Annotated in this window: 16 protein-coding genes; 15 read left to right on the plus strand and 1 reads right to left on the minus strand. The window is 64.1% G+C overall.

Translation table 11 applies throughout. The features are described 5' to 3' along the window. Positions 1-52 precede the first annotated feature (52 nt). The 14 genes from REH59_RS15970 (at position 53) to REH59_RS16035 (ending at position 16,324) form a co-directional block, all read left to right on the plus strand. A complete protein-coding gene (locus REH59_RS15970; protein ID WP_014591066.1) occupies positions 53-361 on the plus strand; it encodes a hypothetical protein in 309 nt (102 codons plus the stop codon). A 48-nt stretch (positions 362-409) separates the two neighbouring features. Further along, positions 410-961, plus strand: a complete 552-nt coding sequence (locus tag REH59_RS15975) for a YbhB/YbcL family Raf kinase inhibitor-like protein (RefSeq protein ID WP_014860340.1) — start codon at positions 410-412, stop codon at positions 959-961. A 554-nt stretch (positions 962-1,515) separates the two neighbouring features. Then, positions 1,516-2,577: a 3-deoxy-7-phosphoheptulonate synthase gene (locus REH59_RS15980; RefSeq protein ID WP_014860339.1), complete on the plus strand. Its 1,062-nt coding sequence runs from the start codon at positions 1,516-1,518 to the stop codon at positions 2,575-2,577. Between the two features lie 80 nt (positions 2,578-2,657). Then, on the plus strand, positions 2,658-2,939 hold the full coding sequence (locus REH59_RS15985) for a peptidylprolyl isomerase (protein WP_003248318.1): 282 nt from the start codon (positions 2,658-2,660) through the stop codon (positions 2,937-2,939). A 142-nt stretch (positions 2,940-3,081) separates the two neighbouring features. Then, positions 3,082-4,881 (plus strand): extracellular solute-binding protein, encoded by a 1,800-nt coding sequence (locus tag REH59_RS15990; RefSeq protein WP_014756595.1) that lies wholly within the window; start codon positions 3,082-3,084, stop codon positions 4,879-4,881. After that, positions 4,878-5,936, plus strand: a complete 1,059-nt coding sequence (locus REH59_RS15995; protein ID WP_014860337.1) for a microcin C ABC transporter permease YejB — start codon at positions 4,878-4,880, stop codon at positions 5,934-5,936. Before REH59_RS15990 ends, REH59_RS15995 begins: the two co-directional genes overlap by 4 nt. Then, positions 5,936-6,952, plus strand: coding sequence for an ABC transporter permease (locus REH59_RS16000; protein WP_014860336.1), 1,017 nt, complete (start codon positions 5,936-5,938; stop codon positions 6,950-6,952). Before REH59_RS15995 ends, REH59_RS16000 begins: the two co-directional genes overlap by 1 nt. A gap of 59 nt (positions 6,953-7,011) precedes the next feature. Next, complete coding sequence (locus REH59_RS16005) at positions 7,012-8,394, plus strand: sigma-54 interaction domain-containing protein (protein ID WP_014756594.1); 1,383 nt, start codon at positions 7,012-7,014, stop codon at positions 8,392-8,394. Positions 8,395-8,618: 224 nt separating this feature from the next. Continuing rightward, positions 8,619-10,010 carry a GntP family permease gene (locus tag REH59_RS16010; protein ID WP_014860335.1) on the plus strand — a complete coding sequence of 464 codons (1,392 nt, stop codon included), beginning with the start codon at positions 8,619-8,621 and terminating at the stop codon, positions 10,008-10,010. Between the two features lie 10 nt (positions 10,011-10,020). Continuing rightward, on the plus strand, positions 10,021-10,791 hold the full coding sequence (hbdH, locus tag REH59_RS16015; RefSeq protein WP_014860334.1) for a 3-hydroxybutyrate dehydrogenase: 771 nt from the start codon (positions 10,021-10,023) through the stop codon (positions 10,789-10,791). Between the two features lie 55 nt (positions 10,792-10,846). Then, positions 10,847-11,326, plus strand: a complete 480-nt coding sequence (eco, locus tag REH59_RS16020; RefSeq protein ID WP_012052429.1) for a serine protease inhibitor ecotin — start codon at positions 10,847-10,849, stop codon at positions 11,324-11,326. 92 nt (positions 11,327-11,418) lie between these two features. Then, the gene (locus REH59_RS16025) at positions 11,419-13,371 is read left to right on the plus strand and encodes an acetoacetate--CoA ligase (protein WP_014860333.1); all 1,953 of its coding nucleotides are present in this window, start codon (positions 11,419-11,421) and stop codon (positions 13,369-13,371) included. An 87-nt stretch (positions 13,372-13,458) separates the two neighbouring features. Beyond that, entirely contained in the window at positions 13,459-13,734 is a 276-nt protein-coding gene (locus tag REH59_RS16030; protein WP_014860332.1) for a peptidylprolyl isomerase, read from the plus strand. A gap of 112 nt (positions 13,735-13,846) precedes the next feature. Further along, positions 13,847-16,324, plus strand: coding sequence for an autotransporter outer membrane beta-barrel domain-containing protein (locus tag REH59_RS16035; protein WP_265536659.1), 2,478 nt, complete (start codon positions 13,847-13,849; stop codon positions 16,322-16,324). On the opposite strand, the gene REH59_RS16040 is transcribed toward REH59_RS16035, so the two are convergent. Further along, positions 16,321-16,944: a LysE family translocator gene (locus tag REH59_RS16040; protein WP_003248288.1), complete on the minus strand. Its 624-nt coding sequence runs from the start codon at positions 16,942-16,944 to the stop codon at positions 16,321-16,323. The two genes, REH59_RS16035 and REH59_RS16040, sit on opposite strands and share 4 nt — an antisense overlap. A 131-nt stretch (positions 16,945-17,075) precedes the next feature. Between REH59_RS16040 and REH59_RS16045 the strand changes: the two genes are divergently transcribed. Beyond that, positions 17,076-17,885, plus strand: coding sequence for a helix-turn-helix transcriptional regulator (locus tag REH59_RS16045; protein ID WP_014860223.1), 810 nt, complete (start codon positions 17,076-17,078; stop codon positions 17,883-17,885). Positions 17,886-17,906 lie beyond the last annotated feature (21 nt).

Consider the following 17,906-nt stretch of genomic DNA (forward strand, 5'->3'; position numbering starts at 1 on the left):
CCAGCCGCTGCCAGCCAAACGAATGACAGATCTTGCACAAAGGAGAAGTCCCATGATCCGCATTCGCCCGCTGTCCCTGTGCCTGGCGCTGGCCCTGACCAGCCTCACCGGCGCTGCCTTCGCCGCCACCGACACCCATACCGACAGCCATCCGCAAACTGACCAATCCGGCGGCAAGACCGCCGGTGAAGGCAGCAGCGTCAACAGCCCCGGTAGCAGCAAAGGTAACGACAGCAGTGACACCGGCAGCAACGCCGATGCCGCCGACGGTGCCACTGGCGGCTCCAACAGTACCGGCGAAGCCACTGGCTCTGGTGCCGGGGCCAGCGGAGGTACTGCCGAGGACCAGGACAGCCGCTGAAGCAGACCTGGGCTAGACTGAGCCCTGACGCCCTGCCAAGGATTGACCATGCACCTCAGACACTGGCTGTTCGCTGCTTTGCTGCCCTGCACAGCGTTGGCCGCCGCAGGCGGCCAAGGCGCGATGTCGGTCAGTTCCTCGTCGTTCACCGATGGCGGCGTCATTGCCCTGCAACAGGTCGGCCAGGACCCGGCATGCGGGGCCGGTGAAGAGCGGACCCCGCAACTGAGCTGGGACAACCTGCCCGCAGGTACGCGGTCGCTGGCCCTGATCATGTTCGACCCGGACGGTGGCAAGGGTGTGGGTGTGGTGCACTGGGTGGCCTACAACATCGATCCCGAACACGATGGGCTCAAGGAAGGCATGGCGGGGTTGAGCGGGCCCTACGTGACAGTGGGCCGCAACTCCCGTGGCACCGAGAGCTACCGCGGCCCCTGTCCACCCGCCGGCGACAACCCCCATCATTACGCCCTGACCCTGATTGCCACCGACCTGCCCTTGGGTACCTTGCCCGAGGGGCTGGACCGCAGCGGCCTGCTGCAACTGCTGCAAGGCCACGCCCTGGGGGCGCAGAGCCTGGTCGGGCGCTACGGCCATTGAACCAGTCAGTACAAAAATAAATGATCGGCCCTATAGCATTTATCCATTGAATGGCCCGCACGAACTGAAGTAAGCTCGGGCTCATTCACTGGAGAGCAACATGCCGAAACACACCCGCAACCACGCCAACCACACCGGTCGCAGCCCGCGCCCTGTGCTGGCCGTTGCCGGCTGCGTGGCACCTGCCAGCTATTACTTTGGGTATTGGTTTAGCCACTAGGCGCCGATACCCACCCGGCGTCCACCTTCGAGGGGCCGCCGAACATGAGAATACTCAAACCCCCGGTCGGCTTCCCGACCGGGGGTTTTGTTTTTCAGGCCTTTGACCAACACCGATTCACTTTGAGGACAGATTCATGAACTACGCCACTTATTACTACGCAAACACCTGCGCCTGGCGATTTAGCCAATCCCGTTCGGGCCAGCCTGCCGCCTCCGATCGGTCTTCTACAGGTGGCAATGCAGCAGCCAATACGAACTCAACGATCTGTCGAACACCTCGATAGGGCCGACCATGCGGGCTTGAACCCGCTGTCCGCCCAGGGAAAAACGCCATGCACGCTTCCAGCCTCGCCCTGCCCCTGACCCAGCCGCAAGCGGCCAACACCACTGTCAGCAAACGCCTGCCCAGCCCGCACCTGCTCAAGCAGCAGATGCCACTGTCCAGCGAACTGGCCCAGCAAGTCCAGGCCCATCGCCAGGCCATCCGCAACATCCTCGAAGGCCGCGACCCGCGCCTGCTGGTCATCGTCGGCCCCTGCTCGATTCATGACCCACGCTCGGCCCTGGAATACGCCGACCGCCTGGCCGCCCTTGGCCGCGAAGTCAACGACAAGCTGCTGCTGGTGATGCGCGCCTACGTCGAAAAACCGCGTACTACTGTGGGCTGGAAAGGCCTGGCCTACGACCCGCACCTCGATGGCAGTGACGACATGCACTCGGGTATCGCCTTATCCCGCGGGCTCATGCTGAACATGATCGAACGCGGCCTGCCAATTGCTACCGAGTTGCTGCAACCGATGGCCGCCGGCTACTTCGACGACCTGTTGGCCTGGGCCGCGATCGGCGCACGCACCACCGAATCGCAAATCCACCGCGAAATGGTCAGTGGCCTGGAGCTGCCGGTCGGCTTCAAGAACGGTACGGACGGCGGCATCGCCATCGCCAGCGACGCCATGCGCAGCGCGGCCCACCCGCACCGCCACTTCGGTATGGATGCACAGGGCCACCCGGCGATCATCGAGACCTTGGGCAACCCGGACACACACCTTGTACTGCGTGGCGGCCACAAAGGCCCGAACCACGATGCCAACAGCATCGCCATGGCCCGTCAGGCGTTGGCCAAGGCCGGCCTGCAGGCACGGATCATGGTCGACTGCAGCCACGCCAACAGCGGCAAGGACCCGGCGCGCCAGCCAGCGGTCTTCAATGATGTGCTGGAACAGCGCCTGGCCGGCGACCGTTCGCTGGTCGGCGTCATGATCGAAGGGCACTTGTTCGATGGCTGCCAGGCACTGGGCAAGGGCACACTGAAATACGGTGTGTCGATTACCGACAGCTGCCTGGGCTGGGCCTCGACCGAAACCCTGTTGCGTGAGGCGGCACAAAAACTGTAGGCCGAAGGTTGTAAGCCTGGCGAGACATACCCCGGACAAGTGCGCTAGGCTTGCCTTTTTACCCCCAAGGAGCAGTACCCATGGCCCGTGCAACCGCCCGCCACATTCTGGTCAGCAGCGAAGACAAGTGCAACGAACTCAAAGCCCAGATCGAAGCAGGCGCCGACTTCGCTGAAATCGCCAAAGCCAACTCCACCTGCCCGTCCAGCCGTCAGGGCGGTGACCTGGGCTCGTTCGGCCCAGGCCAGATGGTCAAGGAATTCGACACCGTGGTCTTCAGCGCCCCGGTCAACACTGTGCAAGGCCCGGTGAAGACCCAGTTCGGCTACCACCTGCTGGAAGTGACCAGCCGCCAGGACTGATTCACCCCTCCCGGTGATCAGCCCCCCTGTGGGAGCGGGTTTGCCCGCGAAGAGGCCAGACCAGACAACCTCGTTGCCTGCTCCGACGCATTCGCGGGTAAACCCGCTCCCACAAGTATTGTGGGGGCTTGTATTTTCGTGCATGGGCTTTACGGTCCAGGCCGCTCCCACCCACGCCCTCACGGTCTACGGCGAAGCCCCCCGCTACGCCGCCAGCTTCCGGCATTTCGACTATGTAAACCCCGACGCCCCCAAGGGCGGCATCTTGCGCCGTTCGGCCATCGAGATCGGCCAGTTCGACCATATCCTCCCCTACATCGACAAAGGCATCGGTGTCAGCGAAGTCGATGGTCTGTTGTACGCGCCACTGGCGGTACGCTCTTACGATGAACCCTATACCGTTTACGGCCTGATCGCCCGGCGCATGGAGCGCGGCCCCAATGATGAGTGGCTGCGTTTCGACATCGACCCACGCGCCACCTTCGCCGATGGCAGGCCGGTGCGCGCCGAAGACGTGCGTTTCACCTTCGAACTGCTGATGAGCAAGGGCAGCCTGAAGTACCGGACCCAGTTCGCCGACGTGGCCCGCGTGACCGTAGAAAGCCTGCACAGCGTGCGATTCGACTTGAAGCCCGAGCACGGCCGCACCCTGGCGCTGGACCTCGCCAGCCTGCCGGTAATGCCCGAGCACGACTGGCAGCACCGCGATTTTGCCAACGGTGCCGGCTTCGACAAGCCGGTTGGCAGCGGGCCATACCGCATCGGGCGCATCGACAACGGCCGCAGCATCACCTTCGAACGCGACCCGACATGGTGGGCGCGTGACCTGCCGGCCAGCCGTGGCCGCTACAATTTCGACAAGCTGCGCATCGAGTACTTCGGCGACACCGAAGTGGCGCGCCAGGTACTCAAAGGCGGTGGCTACGACTACAACCGTGAGTTCTCCGCCACGGCCTACACCTTGGGCTACAACGGTGCGCAACTGGACGACGGCCGCCTGCAGCGCGCCCACCTGGGCCCGGCCAAACCGCAAGTGGCTCAGGGTTTTGTGTTCAACCTCGACCAGCCGCAGTTCAAGGACCGCCGTGTGCGGCAGGCGCTGGGTATGTTATGGGACTTCGAGTGGAGCAACCGGCAGATGATGCGCAACCTGTACATCCGCCAGCAAAGCGTGTTCTCCAATACCCCGTTGGCCGCTCGCCAGTTGCCGGATGCGGGTGAGTTGAAGCTGCTCGCCCCCTTGCGCGGCCAGGTGCCAGATGAAGTGTTCACCACGGTGTTCACTGCCCCGGTCACCGACGGCTCGGGGATCGTCCGTAAACAGCAGTTGCAGGCCCTGGCCCTGCTCGAACAAGCCGGCTGGCACCCCGAAGGCGACCGCCTGGTCAATAGCCAGGGCACGCCGCTGGCGTTCACGTTCCTCAATGGCCAGGCGGGCCTTGAACGCCTGCTGCTGCCGTGGAAGCGCAACCTGGCCCAGATCGGCGTGACCCTGAACATCCGCAACGTCGACTCAGCCCAGTACGTCAACCGGCTGATGGCGCGCGATTACGACATGATCGTCACCGGCTACCCGGTCACCCTGTCGCCCGGTGCCGAGTTGTACAACTACTTTGGTTCGGCGGCCGCTCACGACCCCGGCTCGAACAACCTGATGGTTTTGCAGGACCCGGCCGTAGACCACCTGATCGACGGCCTGGTCCGCGCCGACACCCAGGCCGACATGCTGCGCCACGCCCATGCCCTGGACCGCGTGCTGCAATGGAATTATTACTGGATCCCCAACTACTACCCGCCAGGCAGCTCCACCGCCTGGTGGAACCGCTTCGGCCTGCCCAAGGTCCAGGCCACCTATGACGAGGGCCTGGACACCTGGTGGGAGGTCAGCCCTACCCCGCTGACCAACGCGCAGATGGCCGAACGCCAGAAGGCCTCGCCATGACCGCTTATATCCTGCGCCGTCTGTTGCTGATCATCCCGACGCTGCTGGCAATCCTGCTGGTCAATTTCGCCATCGTCCAGGCCGCGCCGGGTGGGCCGGTGGAGCAAGCCGTGGCGCGCCTGCAGGGCCTCGGTGGCGGCGCACCCGGCGCGCGAACTGAAGTGGTCCATGGCGAATCCCGGGCCACACGCGGCCTGGACCCGAAACTGATCGAAGAGATCAAGCGCCAGTATGGCTTCGACAAATCCGCCCCCGAGCGGCTTTGGTTGATGCTCGGCCAATATGCCCGGCTGGACTTTGGCAACAGCTTCTTCCGCGGCGCCAAAGTCACCGACCTGATTCTCGACAAGTTGCCGGTCACCCTGTCGCTGGGCTTCTGGGCCACGCTGATCACCTACCTGGTGTCGATTCCGCTGGGCATCCGCAAGGCGATGCGCCACGGCAGCCGCTTCGATGCCTGGAGCAGCGCGTTGATCGTGATCGGTTACGCCCTGCCTTCGTTCCTGTTCGCATTGCTGCTGATCGTACTGTTTGCCGGCGGCACTTCGCTCAACTGGTTCCCGGTGCGCGGCCTGGTCTCGGACAATTTCGACGAGCTCAGCCTGCTGGGCAAGGTCGCCGACTACTTCTGGCACCTGGTGCTGCCGGTCGCGGCCCTGGTGATCGGTGGGTTCGCCACCCTCACGTTGCTGACCAAGAATGCCTTCCTCGACGAGGTTTCCCGCCAATACGTGGTCACTGCCCGGGCCAAGGGCCTCAGCGAACGCCGCGTGCTGTATGGCCACGTGTTGCGCAACGCCATGCTGCTGGTAGTGGCCGGGCTGCCACAGGCGCTGATCACGGTGTTTTTTGCCGGCTCGTTGCTGATCGAGGTGATCTTCTCGCTCGATGGCCTGGGCCGCATGAGCTATGAGGCCGCGGTGTCGCGGGACTACCCGGTGGTGTTCGGTACGCTGTTCATCTTCACCCTGGCGGGCCTGCTGATTCGCCTGCTCGGTGACCTGTCTTACACGTTGCTCGACCCGCGCATCGACTTCGATACGAGGGCGCACTGATGCTATCGCCCCTGTCGCGCCGTCGCCTGCAACGTTTTCGCCGCCACCGCCTGGGCTGGGTGTCGCTGTGGTTGTTTGCCGGCCTTCTGCTGCTGAGCCTTTGCGCCGAACTGGTGGCCAACGACAAGCCACTGCTGCTGGGCTACAAGGGCAATGTGTACGTGCCGGCGCTCAAACGCTATACCGAGCAGCAGTTCGGCGGGCAACTGCCGTTTCAGCCCGACTACCGCAGCGCCTATGTGCGCCAACTGATCGCGGAACAGGGTGGCTGGATGCTGTTCGCACCTATCCCGTTCAGTGCCGACACACCTAATTACGACCTGCAGGTGCCCACCCCCAGCCCGCCCAGTGCCAGCAACTGGCTAGGCACCGACGACCAAGGCCGTGACGTGCTGGCGCGGGTGCTTTATGGCACGCGGGTATCGCTGCTGTTCGCCTTTGCCCTGACCGCGGTCAGTGTGCTCATTGGCGTGGCGGCGGGCGCCCTGCAAGGCTACCACGGCGGCTGGGTCGACCTGTTCGGCCAGCGCTTGCTGGAGGTATGGTCGGGGTTGCCAGTGTTGTATCTGTTGATCATCCTCAGCGGTTTTGTCGAACCGGATTTCTGGTGGCTGCTGGGGATCATGGCGCTGTTCTCCTGGCTGACCCTGGTCGACGTCGTGCGCGCCGAGTTCCTGCGTGGGCGCAACCTGGAGTATGTAAAGGCAGCGCGGGCGTTGGGATTACCGGACAGTCAGGTAATGTTGCGGCATATCTTGCCCAATGCCATGACTGCCACGCTGACCTATGTGCCGTTCATGCTGACCGGGGCGATCACCACACTGACCGCGCTGGACTTTCTGGGCTTTGGCATGCCAGCGGGCAGCGCCTCGCTGGGCGAGCTGGTGACCCAGGGCAAGCAGCACCTGGAGGCGCCGTGGTTGGGCTTTACCGCGTTCTTTGCGCTGGCGGTGATCCTGTCACTGCTGGTGTTTATCGGGGATGCCTTGCGTGAGGCGTTTGACCCCCGACGATGAGTTTTCAGGCCAGGCCTTTTCGCAGGCTTGTGCCAATACATGATTCAGGATGTTCACCCATGCACGACAGCAACAGCCTCAAGGACTACCCCCAGGTACGGCAACTGGCAATCCGCTCGCTGTTCGAGATCATCGAACAGTCCAGCGAAGGCACGGTGATCGTCGACCGCCAGGCGCGCATCGTCTGGATGAACGAACGCTACGCTCGGCGCTTTGGCCTGGCCGACGCTGCCAGTGCCATCGGCCAGCCGTGCGAAACAGTGATCCCCGGCAGCCTGATGCGCGACGTGGTGAGCAATGGCCGCCCCATCCTGCTGGACATGCTCGACACGCCGAACGAGCCGTTGGTGGTCATGCGCCTGCCCATCCACGATGACCAGGGCGCGCTGATCGGCGCCATTGGCTTTGCCCTGTTCGACGAACTGCGCAGCCTGTCGCCGCTGCTCAAGCGCTACGCCAGCATGCAGCAGGAACTGGCCTCGACCCGCTCGCAACTGCGCGCCCGCCAGGCCAAATACAGCTTCGCCCAGTTCGTAGGCAGCAGCGCGCCCAGCCTGGAAGCCAAGCGACGCGCCCGGCGTGGCGCCGGCAGTGATTCGCCCGTGTTGCTGCTGGGCGAAACCGGCACAGGCAAGGAGCTGCTGGCCCACGCCATTCACGCAGCGTCAGCACGGGCACACAAAGCTTTTGTCAGCATCAACAGCGCCGCCATCCCCGAGACGTTGCTGGAAGCCGAATTCTTCGGCACCGCGCCGGGTGCCTTTACCGGCGCTGACCGCAAAGGCCGCAGCGGCAAGCTGCAACTGGCCGAAGGCGGCACGCTGTTCCTCGACGAGATCGGCGACATGCCGCTGGCCCTGCAGAGCAAGCTGCTGCGGGTGCTGCAGGAAAAGGAATACGAACCGGTAGGATCGAACCAGATGCTGCGCAGCGATGTGCGCATCATTGCCGCCACCTCCATCGACCTGCAGGCAGCCATGGCCCGCGGGGCCTTCCGCGCCGACCTGTATTACCGGCTGAATGTGCTGCCGATCGAAGTCCCGCCGTTGCGACAACGGCTTGAGGACCTGCCCGCGCTGTGCGAGGCCATATTGGCTGAGCTGGGCAGCCAGTACGAGCTGGAAGCTGAAGCGCAGCAACTGCTGGCCAGGCATGCGTGGCCGGGGAACATTCGCGAGCTGCGCAATGTGCTGGAGCGCGCGACCCTGCTGGCGGATCAGCCCCGGTTGGGGGTGGCGGACCTGCGTGCGGCATTGGGGCCATTGAGCCCGCTGGCTGAAGCGCCCGTGCGGCAGCGCTACCGTGACGCGTGCGAGGCCTTTGAACGCGGCCTGATTGCCGGGGCGCTGGCCGAACAGGGGGGAAACGTGCCAGAGGCAGCAGCAGCGTTAGGGCTGGGCCGGTCGACGCTGTACAAGAAGATGGCGGCACTTGGTCTCTGATTGGAGACTTTTGTTTCTGATTTGAGATTACAGCGAAGGCCCGCCCTCGATCACGGGCAAGCCAGCGATGGGCTGTAACGCAGCCCCTGGCGTCTCTGAAGGTAGACACAGACTTCTAACAAAACCCTTTAACCCTTACAAATCAGCCAGTTACATAGTTGGCACGATTCCCGCTATCTCCTGTTCAACGATAAAAACAAGACTCACCCAGGAGACCCACCCCGATGACCGTGCTCATCGCACTCGCCGCTCTGGCCTTGCTGATGCTGGCCGCCTACCGCGGTTACAGCGTAATCCTCTTCGCCCCCATCGCCGCCCTCGGCGCTGTGCTGCTCACCGACCCTGCTGCCGTCGCCCCTGCGTTCACGGGGGTGTTCATGGAGAAAATGGTCGGTTTCATCAAACTGTACTTCCCGGTATTCCTGCTAGGCGCGGTGTTCGGCAAGCTGATCGAGCTGTCCGGCTTCTCCCGCTCGATCGTCGCCGCGGCCATCCGCCTGCTCGGCACCCGTCAGGCGATGCTGGTCATCGTACTGGTCTGTGCCCTGCTCACTTACGGCGGTGTTTCGCTGTTCGTGGTGGTGTTCGCGGTGTACCCGTTCGCCGCCGAAATGTTCCGTCAGAGCAACATCCCCAAACGCCTGATCCCGGCCACCATCGCCCTGGGCGCATTCTCGTTCACCATGGACGCCTTGCCCGGCACCCCACAAATCCAGAACATCATCCCCAGCACCTTCTTCAACACCACCGCCTGGGCCGCACCGTGGCTGGGCCTGATCGGCACGCTGTTCGTGTTCTTTACCGGCATGGCCTACCTGCAGCGCCAGCGCAACAAGGCCCTGCGCGCCGGTGAAGGTTATGGCACCGACTTGCGCAACGAACCGGAAACCGCTGCCGACCTGAGCCTGCCCAACCCTTGGCTGGCGCTGTCGCCGCTGCTACTGGTGGGGGTGATGAACCTGGTGTTCACCCACTGGATACCGCATTGGTACGGCCCCAGTCACAGCCTGCAATTGCCAGGCATGAGTGCACCGGTACAAAGCGACGTGACCAAGCTGACGGCCATCTGGGCTGTGCAGGCCGCGTTGCTGGTGGGCATCCTGATGGTCCTTGTGTGCGCCTTTGGCGCCATTCGTACACGCCTGGCCGAAGGCACCAAAAGCGCGGTGGGTGGTGCCTTGCTGGCAGCCATGAACACCGCCTCGGAATACGGCTTTGGCGCGGTTATCGCCTCGCTGCCGGGTTTTCTGGTGCTGGCCGATGCCTTGCGCGGCATCCCCAACCCCTTGGTGAACGAAGCCATCACCGTGACCTTGCTGGCCGGCATCACCGGCTCCGCTTCGGGCGGCATGAGCATCGCCCTGGCGGCCATGGGCGACACGTTCATCGCCGCCGCCCACGCGGCCGATATCCCGCTGGAAGTGCTACACCGGGTAGCCGCCATGGCCAGCGGCGGCATGGACACCCTGCCGCACAACGGCGCGGTGATCACCTTGCTGGCGGTGACTGGCCTCACCCACCGCGAGGCCTACAAGGACATTTTTGGTATTACCCTGATCAAGACCCTGGCGGTGTTCGTGGTGATCGCCACGTTCTACGCCACTGGCATCGTCTAAGGAGCATGGCATGACCCTTGAAGGCAAAACTGCACTCGTCACCGGTTCCACCAGCGGCATTGGCCTGGGCATCGCCCAGGTATTGGCCCGGGCTGGCGCCAACATCGTGCTCAACGGCTTTGGTGACCCGGGCCCCGCCATGGCGGAAATCGCCCGGCACGGGGTGAAGGCTGTGCATCACCCGGCCGACCTGTCGGAGGTGATCCAGATCGAGGCCTTGTTCAACCTGGCCGAACGTGAATTCGGCGGCGTCGACATCCTGGTCAACAACGCCGGTATCCAGCATGTGGCACCGGTTGAGCAGTTCCCGCCAGAAAGCTGGGACAAGATCATCGCCCTGAACCTGTCGGCCGTATTCCATGGCACGCGCCTGGCGCTGCCGGGCATGCGCACGCGCAACTGGGGGCGCATCATCAATATCGCTTCGGTGCATGGCCTGGTCGGCTCGATTGGCAAGGCAGCCTACGTGGCAGCCAAGCATGGTGTAATCGGCCTGACCAAGGTGGTCGGCCTGGAAACCGCCACCAGTCATGTCACCTGCAATGCCATATGCCCGGGCTGGGTGCTGACACCGCTGGTGCAAAAGCAGATCGACGATCGTGCGGCCAAGGGTGGCGATCGGCTGCAAGCGCAGCACGATCTGCTGGCAGAAAAGCAACCGTCGCTGGCCTTCGTCACCCCCGAACACCTCGGTGAGCTGGTACTCTTCCTGTGCAGCGAGGCCGGTAGCCAGGTTCGCGGCGCCGCCTGGAACGTCGACGGTGGCTGGTTGGCCCAGTGACGGGCGGCCTGGGCCTGGCGACGGCCCCGCATTCGTTTATCAGCAAGGAGGCCTTATGCGCCCTACCCCAATGACCGCGATTCTGGCCCTGAGCCTGGCCGCCGCCGCACCTGCGATGGCCGCCAGCCTGAAGGACATCGCGCCCTACCCCGAGGCGGAAAAAGGCTTCACCCGGCAGGTTATCCACCTGCCGGCGCAGGCCGACGAGTCGGCCTATAAACTGGAAATCCTCGCTGGCAAGACGCTGCAGGTCGACTGCAATCGCCAGCGCCTGGGCGGCAACCTTGAAGCACGCACCCTGGAAGGCTGGGGCTACAATTACTACCGCCTGGACAACGTCAGCGGCCCGGCCAGCACGCTGATGGCCTGCCCGGACGGCAAGAAGACCGAGGCCTTCGTGCCGGTGGTCGGCGATGGCTTCCTGCTGCGCTACAACAGCAAGCTGCCGGTGGTGGTGTATGTGCCCAAGGATGTCGAAGTGCGCTACCGCGTGTGGTCGGCATCGCAGGATGTGCAGAAGGCTAAAGTAGAGTAGGCAGGACCGCTTTCTCTGCAGGGTCAGCCTCTTCGCAACACGAGGCTGATTCTGCCCTGAGCCTGCTTTTGTTCCGGTAAAGGAGATTCGGCATGAACGATGTGCTCTGGCGCCCGTCCACAACGCAGATCGAGGCCAGCCGGATGGATGCCTTCCGCCGCCGGGTCAACCTGCGCTACAACCTGCAACTCAACGACTACCAGGCCCTGCACGGCTGGAGCATCGAACAGCGGCCCGCCTTCTGGCAAACCCTGGCCGAGTATTTCCACGTTCATTGGCATACTCCGCCCAGCCAGGTGCTTAGCGAAGGGCCGCAAATGCCCGATGCGCAGTGGTTCGCCAATGCCACCCTGAACTTTGCCGAACACCTGCTGCGCCGCCGCGACGACCGCCCGGCTGTGGTCGCCGTACGCGAAGACGGCCAACGCGAAGTGTTCACCCATGCCGAACTGGCCGCACAGGTGGCCGGGCTGCAAACGGCATTCAAGGCGGTAGGTATCGTCCCGGGCGACCGGGTAGCCGCCATCATGCCCAATACCTGGCAAACACTGGTGGCCATGCTCGCCTGCACCAGCCTTGGCGCGGTCTGGTCTACCTCCTCGCCCGAGTTCGGCGTGCACGGCATCATCGACCGCTTCGGCCAGATCGAACCCAAGCTGCTGATCGTCTGCGCCGGTTACCAGTATGCGGGCAAGGCCATCGACCAGGTGACCAAGGTCAACCAGGTGTGCGCGCAGTTGTCTGGCCTGGAGCAGCTGATCGTGGTGCCCCATACCCGCAAAGGCACGCGTGCCGATGAATTCCAGGCAGCCAACGTCAGCCTGTGGGATGACTTCTTCCAGCCCGGCGGCGAGCCCCGTTTCACCCCGCTGCCGTTCGACCACCCGCTGTACATCCTCTATTCCAGTGGCACCACTGGCGTGCCCAAGTGCATTGTCCATCGCGCCGGAGGCGTGCTGTTGCAGCACCTCAAGGAACACGGCCTGCACAACGACCTGAAGGCCGATGACGTGCTGTTCTACTACACCACCTGCGGCTGGATGATGTGGAACTGGCTGGCCAGCGGCCTGGCGGTGGGTGCCACGCTGGTGCTGTACGACGGCTCGCCGTTCCACCCAGGCCCCGAGCGGCTTCTGGACCTGATAGACGCCGAGGGCATCCACGCCTTCGGCACCAGCGCCAAGTACCTGGCGGCACTGGAGCAGGCAGGCCTGGAACCTGCCGACAGCCACTGCCTGACCAGCCTGCGGCTGCTGCTGTCCACCGGTTCGCCGCTGTCACCGCACAGCTATGACTATGTGTACGACAAGATCAAGGCCGACCTGTGGCTCGTGTCCATGTCGGGCGGTACGGATATCGTCTCCTGCTTCGTGCTGGGCAACCCGACCCTGCCTGTGCGTCGCGGCGAAATCCAGTGCAAGGGCCTGGGTATGGCGGTGGAGGTGTGGAACGAGCAGGGTCAGCCCGTGGTGGACGAAAAAGGCGAACTGGTGTGCACGCGCAACTTCCCCTCGATGCCACTCGGTTTCTGGAACGACCCGGACGGTCGCCGTTACCACGATGCCTACTTCAGCCAGTTTCCGGGGGTGTGGGCCCAGGGCGACTACGCCGAGCAGCGTGCCAGCGGGGGCATGGTGATCCACGGTCGCTCCGACGCCGTGCTCAACCCAGGCGGTGTGCGCATTGGCACGGCAGAGATCTACCGCCAGGTGGAAAAGGTCGAACAGGTTGTGGAAAGCGTGGCCATCGGCCAGGACTGGAACGGGGATGTGCGGGTGGTGCTGTTCGTGCGCCTGCACGACGGCCTGCAGTTGGATGAAGCCTTGCGCCAGCACATCCGCCAGGTGATACGCCAGTACACCACGCCCCGCCATGTGCCGGCGGTGATCGCCCAGGTCAGCGACATACCGCGCACCATCAGTGGCAAGCTGGTGGAACTGGCGATTCGCGATGTGGTGCATGGGCGGCCGGTGAAGAACACCGATGCCCTGGCCAACCCGGAGGCGCTGGAGCAGTTTCGCGATCGCGCTGAGCTGAAGAGCTGACATTCATCGCGGCCATTTGGGCGCGATCGCTTCAACGGGACTCAATCAGGCATAATGCCGCCTTTTTCCCCGATGCACAGGTAGCTCATGAAAGCCCAAGCCCGCCACATTCTGGTCAAGACCGCTGACGAAGCCGAAAAGCTCAGGCAGCGCATCGCCAACGGCGAGGCTTTCGACGTGCTCGCGAAAAAGTTCTCTCTTTGCCCATCCGGCAAGCGTGGTGGTGACCTGGGCGAAATTCGCCCGGGGCAGATGGTCGGCGCCATCGACCAGGTGATCTTCAAGAAGCCTCTGCGAGTGGTGCACGGGCCGATCAAGAGCAAATTCGGCTACCACCTGGTGCAAACGTTCTACCGCGACTAACGCGCTAGCCCTTTGCCACCTGACATTTTTGCCAGTTGTGGTCGTGACGCACTCCTCTATACAACCCCGGTAACCCTGTGCACCACACGTGGTGCGCAGGTCTCCCTGGAGAATGGAGGTTTTCCTGATGCGTCTACGCCTGATGCTGACCCTGGGTTCGCTCCCGCTGCTGGGCATGGCCTCGCCCGCTGCACACGCGGCTTGTACCTTCTCACCCGGCCCGGGTAACGACACCTACACCTGTGACAGCGGCACTGCGCCCTCGCTGGTGGATACCAGCGGTGATAACCGACTGGTATTCCCGGCATCCGGTAGCGGCGCCATCACCGGCGACGTAACCTTTGGCGCCGGCAGAGACAGCATCGACATGGCCTCTGGCAGCGTCGGCGGAAACGTCAACCAAGGCGCTGGCATCGATGACTTCGTCATGAGCGGCGGCGTCATCGAAGGCAACCTCAACCAGGGTGATGGCCTGGACACCTTTCACATGAGCGGCGGCTGGATCAAGGGCACGTTCGACAGCGGCGACTATGCCGAAATGGACGACGGGCGTATCGGCAACGTCAACATGCGGCTGGACGAGAACACCTTCATCATGCGTGGCGGCAGCGTCGACCGGAATGTCATCACGGCCTTCGACAAGGACTACATCGAAGTCTTCGAGGGCAACATCGGTGGCAACATCAGCGTCAGCGGTGGCGACGACCAGGTGCTGGTGCACGGTGGCCAGGTTGGCGGCGATGTGTTGCTGAGCACTGGCAACGACCGCTTCACCTGGGACGGAGGCCGTATTGGCGGGCGCGTGGATGCCGGGCCAGGTGATGACACGGCGCTGCTCAAAGGCCTTACGCCCGAGGTGCTCAGTATCACGTTGGACGGCGGCGAAGGTAACGACAGCCTGACGTTCGATGCCAGCCAGCCGGCAGGCGGTGCCCACTATGTGAACTGGGAACGCGTGGCGCTGAACAACGGCAGCCGGCTGGCACTGGATGACACGCTGGTACTGGGCGACAGTGACAGCAGCACGGGCAGCCTCACCCTCGACGCCAGCAGCAGCATCACTTCACGCCAAGGGGTGATCACTGCGTTTGCCCCTGGCCAGCGCGCCGCAATCAGCAACGCAGGCACACTTGACCTCACCGCCGGCAATGATGCCATGGGCCGCTTGCGCATCGAGGGCGATTACACCGGCAACAACGGCACCCTGCGCCTGAACAGCGTGCTGGCCGGCGATGGCGCTGCTTCCGATCGCCTGGTGGTCAGCCGCGGCGCCATCGCCGGCTCTACCCAGGTGCTCATCAACAACCTCAACGGCGCAGGCGCGGCGACGGCGCAGAACGGCATCCAGGTGGTCGAAGCCCGTGACGGCGCCACCAGCACGGCCACCGCCTTTGTACAGACCCAAAGGCTGTCGGCCGGTGCCTACGACTATCGGCTGTTCAAAGGGGGCGTCACTGCCGGCAGTGAAAACAGCTGGTACCTGCGCTCGACGCTGGTTGCGCCACCCGCTCCAGCCCCTGTGCCGGCACCGGGCGAGCCGCCAGTGATCGCCCCGGCCGTCACCCCGCCCGTCGCTGCGCCTGCGCCCGGCCAGGCCGAGCTGCCGGCGCCGGTGCAGGGCCAAAGCCTGCCGCTGTACCGCCCCGAGGTCCCGGTGTATGCCTCAGCGCCACGGGGTGCCGCGATCATCGCCCGTCAGGCATTGGGCACCTTCCACCAACGCCAGGGCGACCAGCTGTTACTGCAGGGTGAAAGCGCCCTGCCCGCCAGCTGGGGGCAAGCCTACGGCGGCACGCTGCGCCAGCAATGGAGCGGCACGGTCAGCCCGAGCCTGGATGGCGACCTGTACGGTTTCAAGGTGGGCCAGGACCTGTATGCCAAGGTTGGCGACAACGGTTACCGCCAGCATGTCGGTATCTACGTAAGCCATAGCCGCCTGGACGCCGACGTCAAAGGGTTTGCCCTGGCCGTTCACGACCGCAGCGTGGGCGACCTGAAGCTCGATGGCGACAGCGTGGGCACCTACTGGACGCTGGTCGGGCCACAGGGCGCGTACCTGGACGCGGTGTTGCAGTACACCCGCCTGGATGGCCGCGCCCGCTCCGAGCGTGGCGACACGCTGAACCTCGACGGCCACGCCTGGACAGCTTCACTGGAATCGGGCTACCCCATCACCCTGTCCGAGCACTGGCGCGTGGAACCGCAAGCTCAGCTGATTGCGCAAAAGGTCGCGCTGGACAGCGCCAGCGACGGCGTCTCGCGTATCCGTCATGACGCCCAGGTCGAGCTGACCGGCCGTTTGGGCCTGCGCCTGGAGGGTGCGTTCACGGGGAGCAGCGGGCGCCTGTTGCAGCCCTATGCGCAGGTCAACCTGTGGCACGGCGACGGTGGGCGCGACACCTTGAGCTTCGATGACGCAGACAGGATCAAGACCGATTACCGCTATACCTCAATGCAACTGGAAAGCGGTGTGGTAGCGCAGGTCAACGAAGCACTGAGCCTGCATGGCGGCGTGCAGTACACCGCCAACCTGGACAGCCGCCAGCAGGAAGCCAGCGGCGTGAACCTGGGCGTGCGCTGGCAGTTCTAGCGGCGCGCAGCCAGCAGACCGAGGCCCGCGCAGCCCAGCAAGGAGGCGCTGACCCGGTTGAACATCCGGCGTGGGCCGGGCTGGCTGAACCAGCGCTGCATGTAGGCGCCCAGGCCTGAGTAGATGGCAATGGCCGCCCATTCCAGCAGCAGGAACAACACACCCAGCCAAAGGAACTGCTCACTTACCGGGGTGCTGCTACCGACCGATACGAACTGCGGCAGGAAGGCGGTAAAGATCAGGATGGCCTTGGGGTTGCCGGCCGCCACCCAGAACTCCTGGCGCGCCAGGCGCCAAGTGCCGCCTGGGTGATCGCTTGCCACCACGGCCTCGCTCACGGGTGCGCGCCACAGTTGCCAGGCGATGTAGAACAGGTAGGCCGCGCCCACCACCTTGATGGCCAGGAACAGGTATTCGCTGGTATGCAACACCACTGCCAGGCCCATCGCTGCCAGGGCGATCATGCCGCAGAAGGCAAGGATACGGCCGGCGCCGGCCACACAGGCGGTGCGCAGGCCATAACGGCTGGCGTTGTGCAGTGACAACAGGTTGTTGGGCCCTGGCGCCATGTTCAAGGCGAAGCAGGCGGGGATGAAGAGCAGCAGGCTTGAAAGGTCCATTCTCGTTTTCCTCTGACAACAGCCCTCTATTTCGGTGGGTTCCGGGCCCTGCGGTCAAGTAACAGCCAGCGATAAAAACTGTACGGGTTCACGGTACCTGTTACCCTGCCGGCAATACCGAGGAGCCTGTAATGCCCCGTTCCCACGCCGACCTGTGGCGCGACCCGGCCCTGGCACATGTCGAAAGCCGGCGCGCCTGCCACAGCCGGGCCTGCTACAAGGCCCACAGCCACCCGACGTTTTCCATCGGTGCGGTGGATGCTGGCCGCAGCCATTTCACCGGGGCTGCCGACGGGCAGCATCACTTGGCGCCCGGCACGCTGGTACTGGTCCCGGCCCACCGCGTGCATGCCTGCAACCCGGCCCCCGGCCTGGCGTGGAGCTATCAGATGCTGCATGTGGATGCCGACTGGCTGACGCAGTTACGCCTGGAGTCGGGCTTTGGCGGTATCGAAGCCGGCGAACCGGTTCGCATCTGCAGGGAGGCTGAGGTGTATCGGCAGTTCTGCGCGCTGAACAGGTTGCTGTTTTCCAGTGCCTGCAACGGCGAGAAAGATGCGGCGCTGATTGCCTTCCTGGGGGACCTGGACGTTGCCGCGCACCCACCGCTGGCAGCGGCCCCCGTCCTGAAAGCCGCCACCTTGAGCGGGTTGCTTGCACGCATCGAACACCAGGACCCTGCGCAATTGAGCCTGGAGGTGTTGGCGCGGGAGGCCGGGCTTGGGCGCTATCAACTGATCCGCGCGTTTCGAGCGGCTACCGGGTTTACCCCGCATGCCTACCTGCTCAATGCCCGGGTCAATCGCGGGCGGCAACTGTTGAGTGAAGGGCTGGCCCTGGCGGAAGTGGCCTACCAGCTTGGCTTTGCTGACCAGAGCCATTTCCAGCGGGTGTTCAAGGCCCATGTGGGGGTTACGCCGGGGCAGTACCGCGGAAACTGAAGGCCGCTGCAGGTGCAATAT

Source organism: Pseudomonas sp. BO3-4 (assembly GCF_034044115.1).
Classification (GTDB): domain Bacteria; phylum Pseudomonadota; class Gammaproteobacteria; order Pseudomonadales; family Pseudomonadaceae; genus Aquipseudomonas; species Aquipseudomonas alloputida.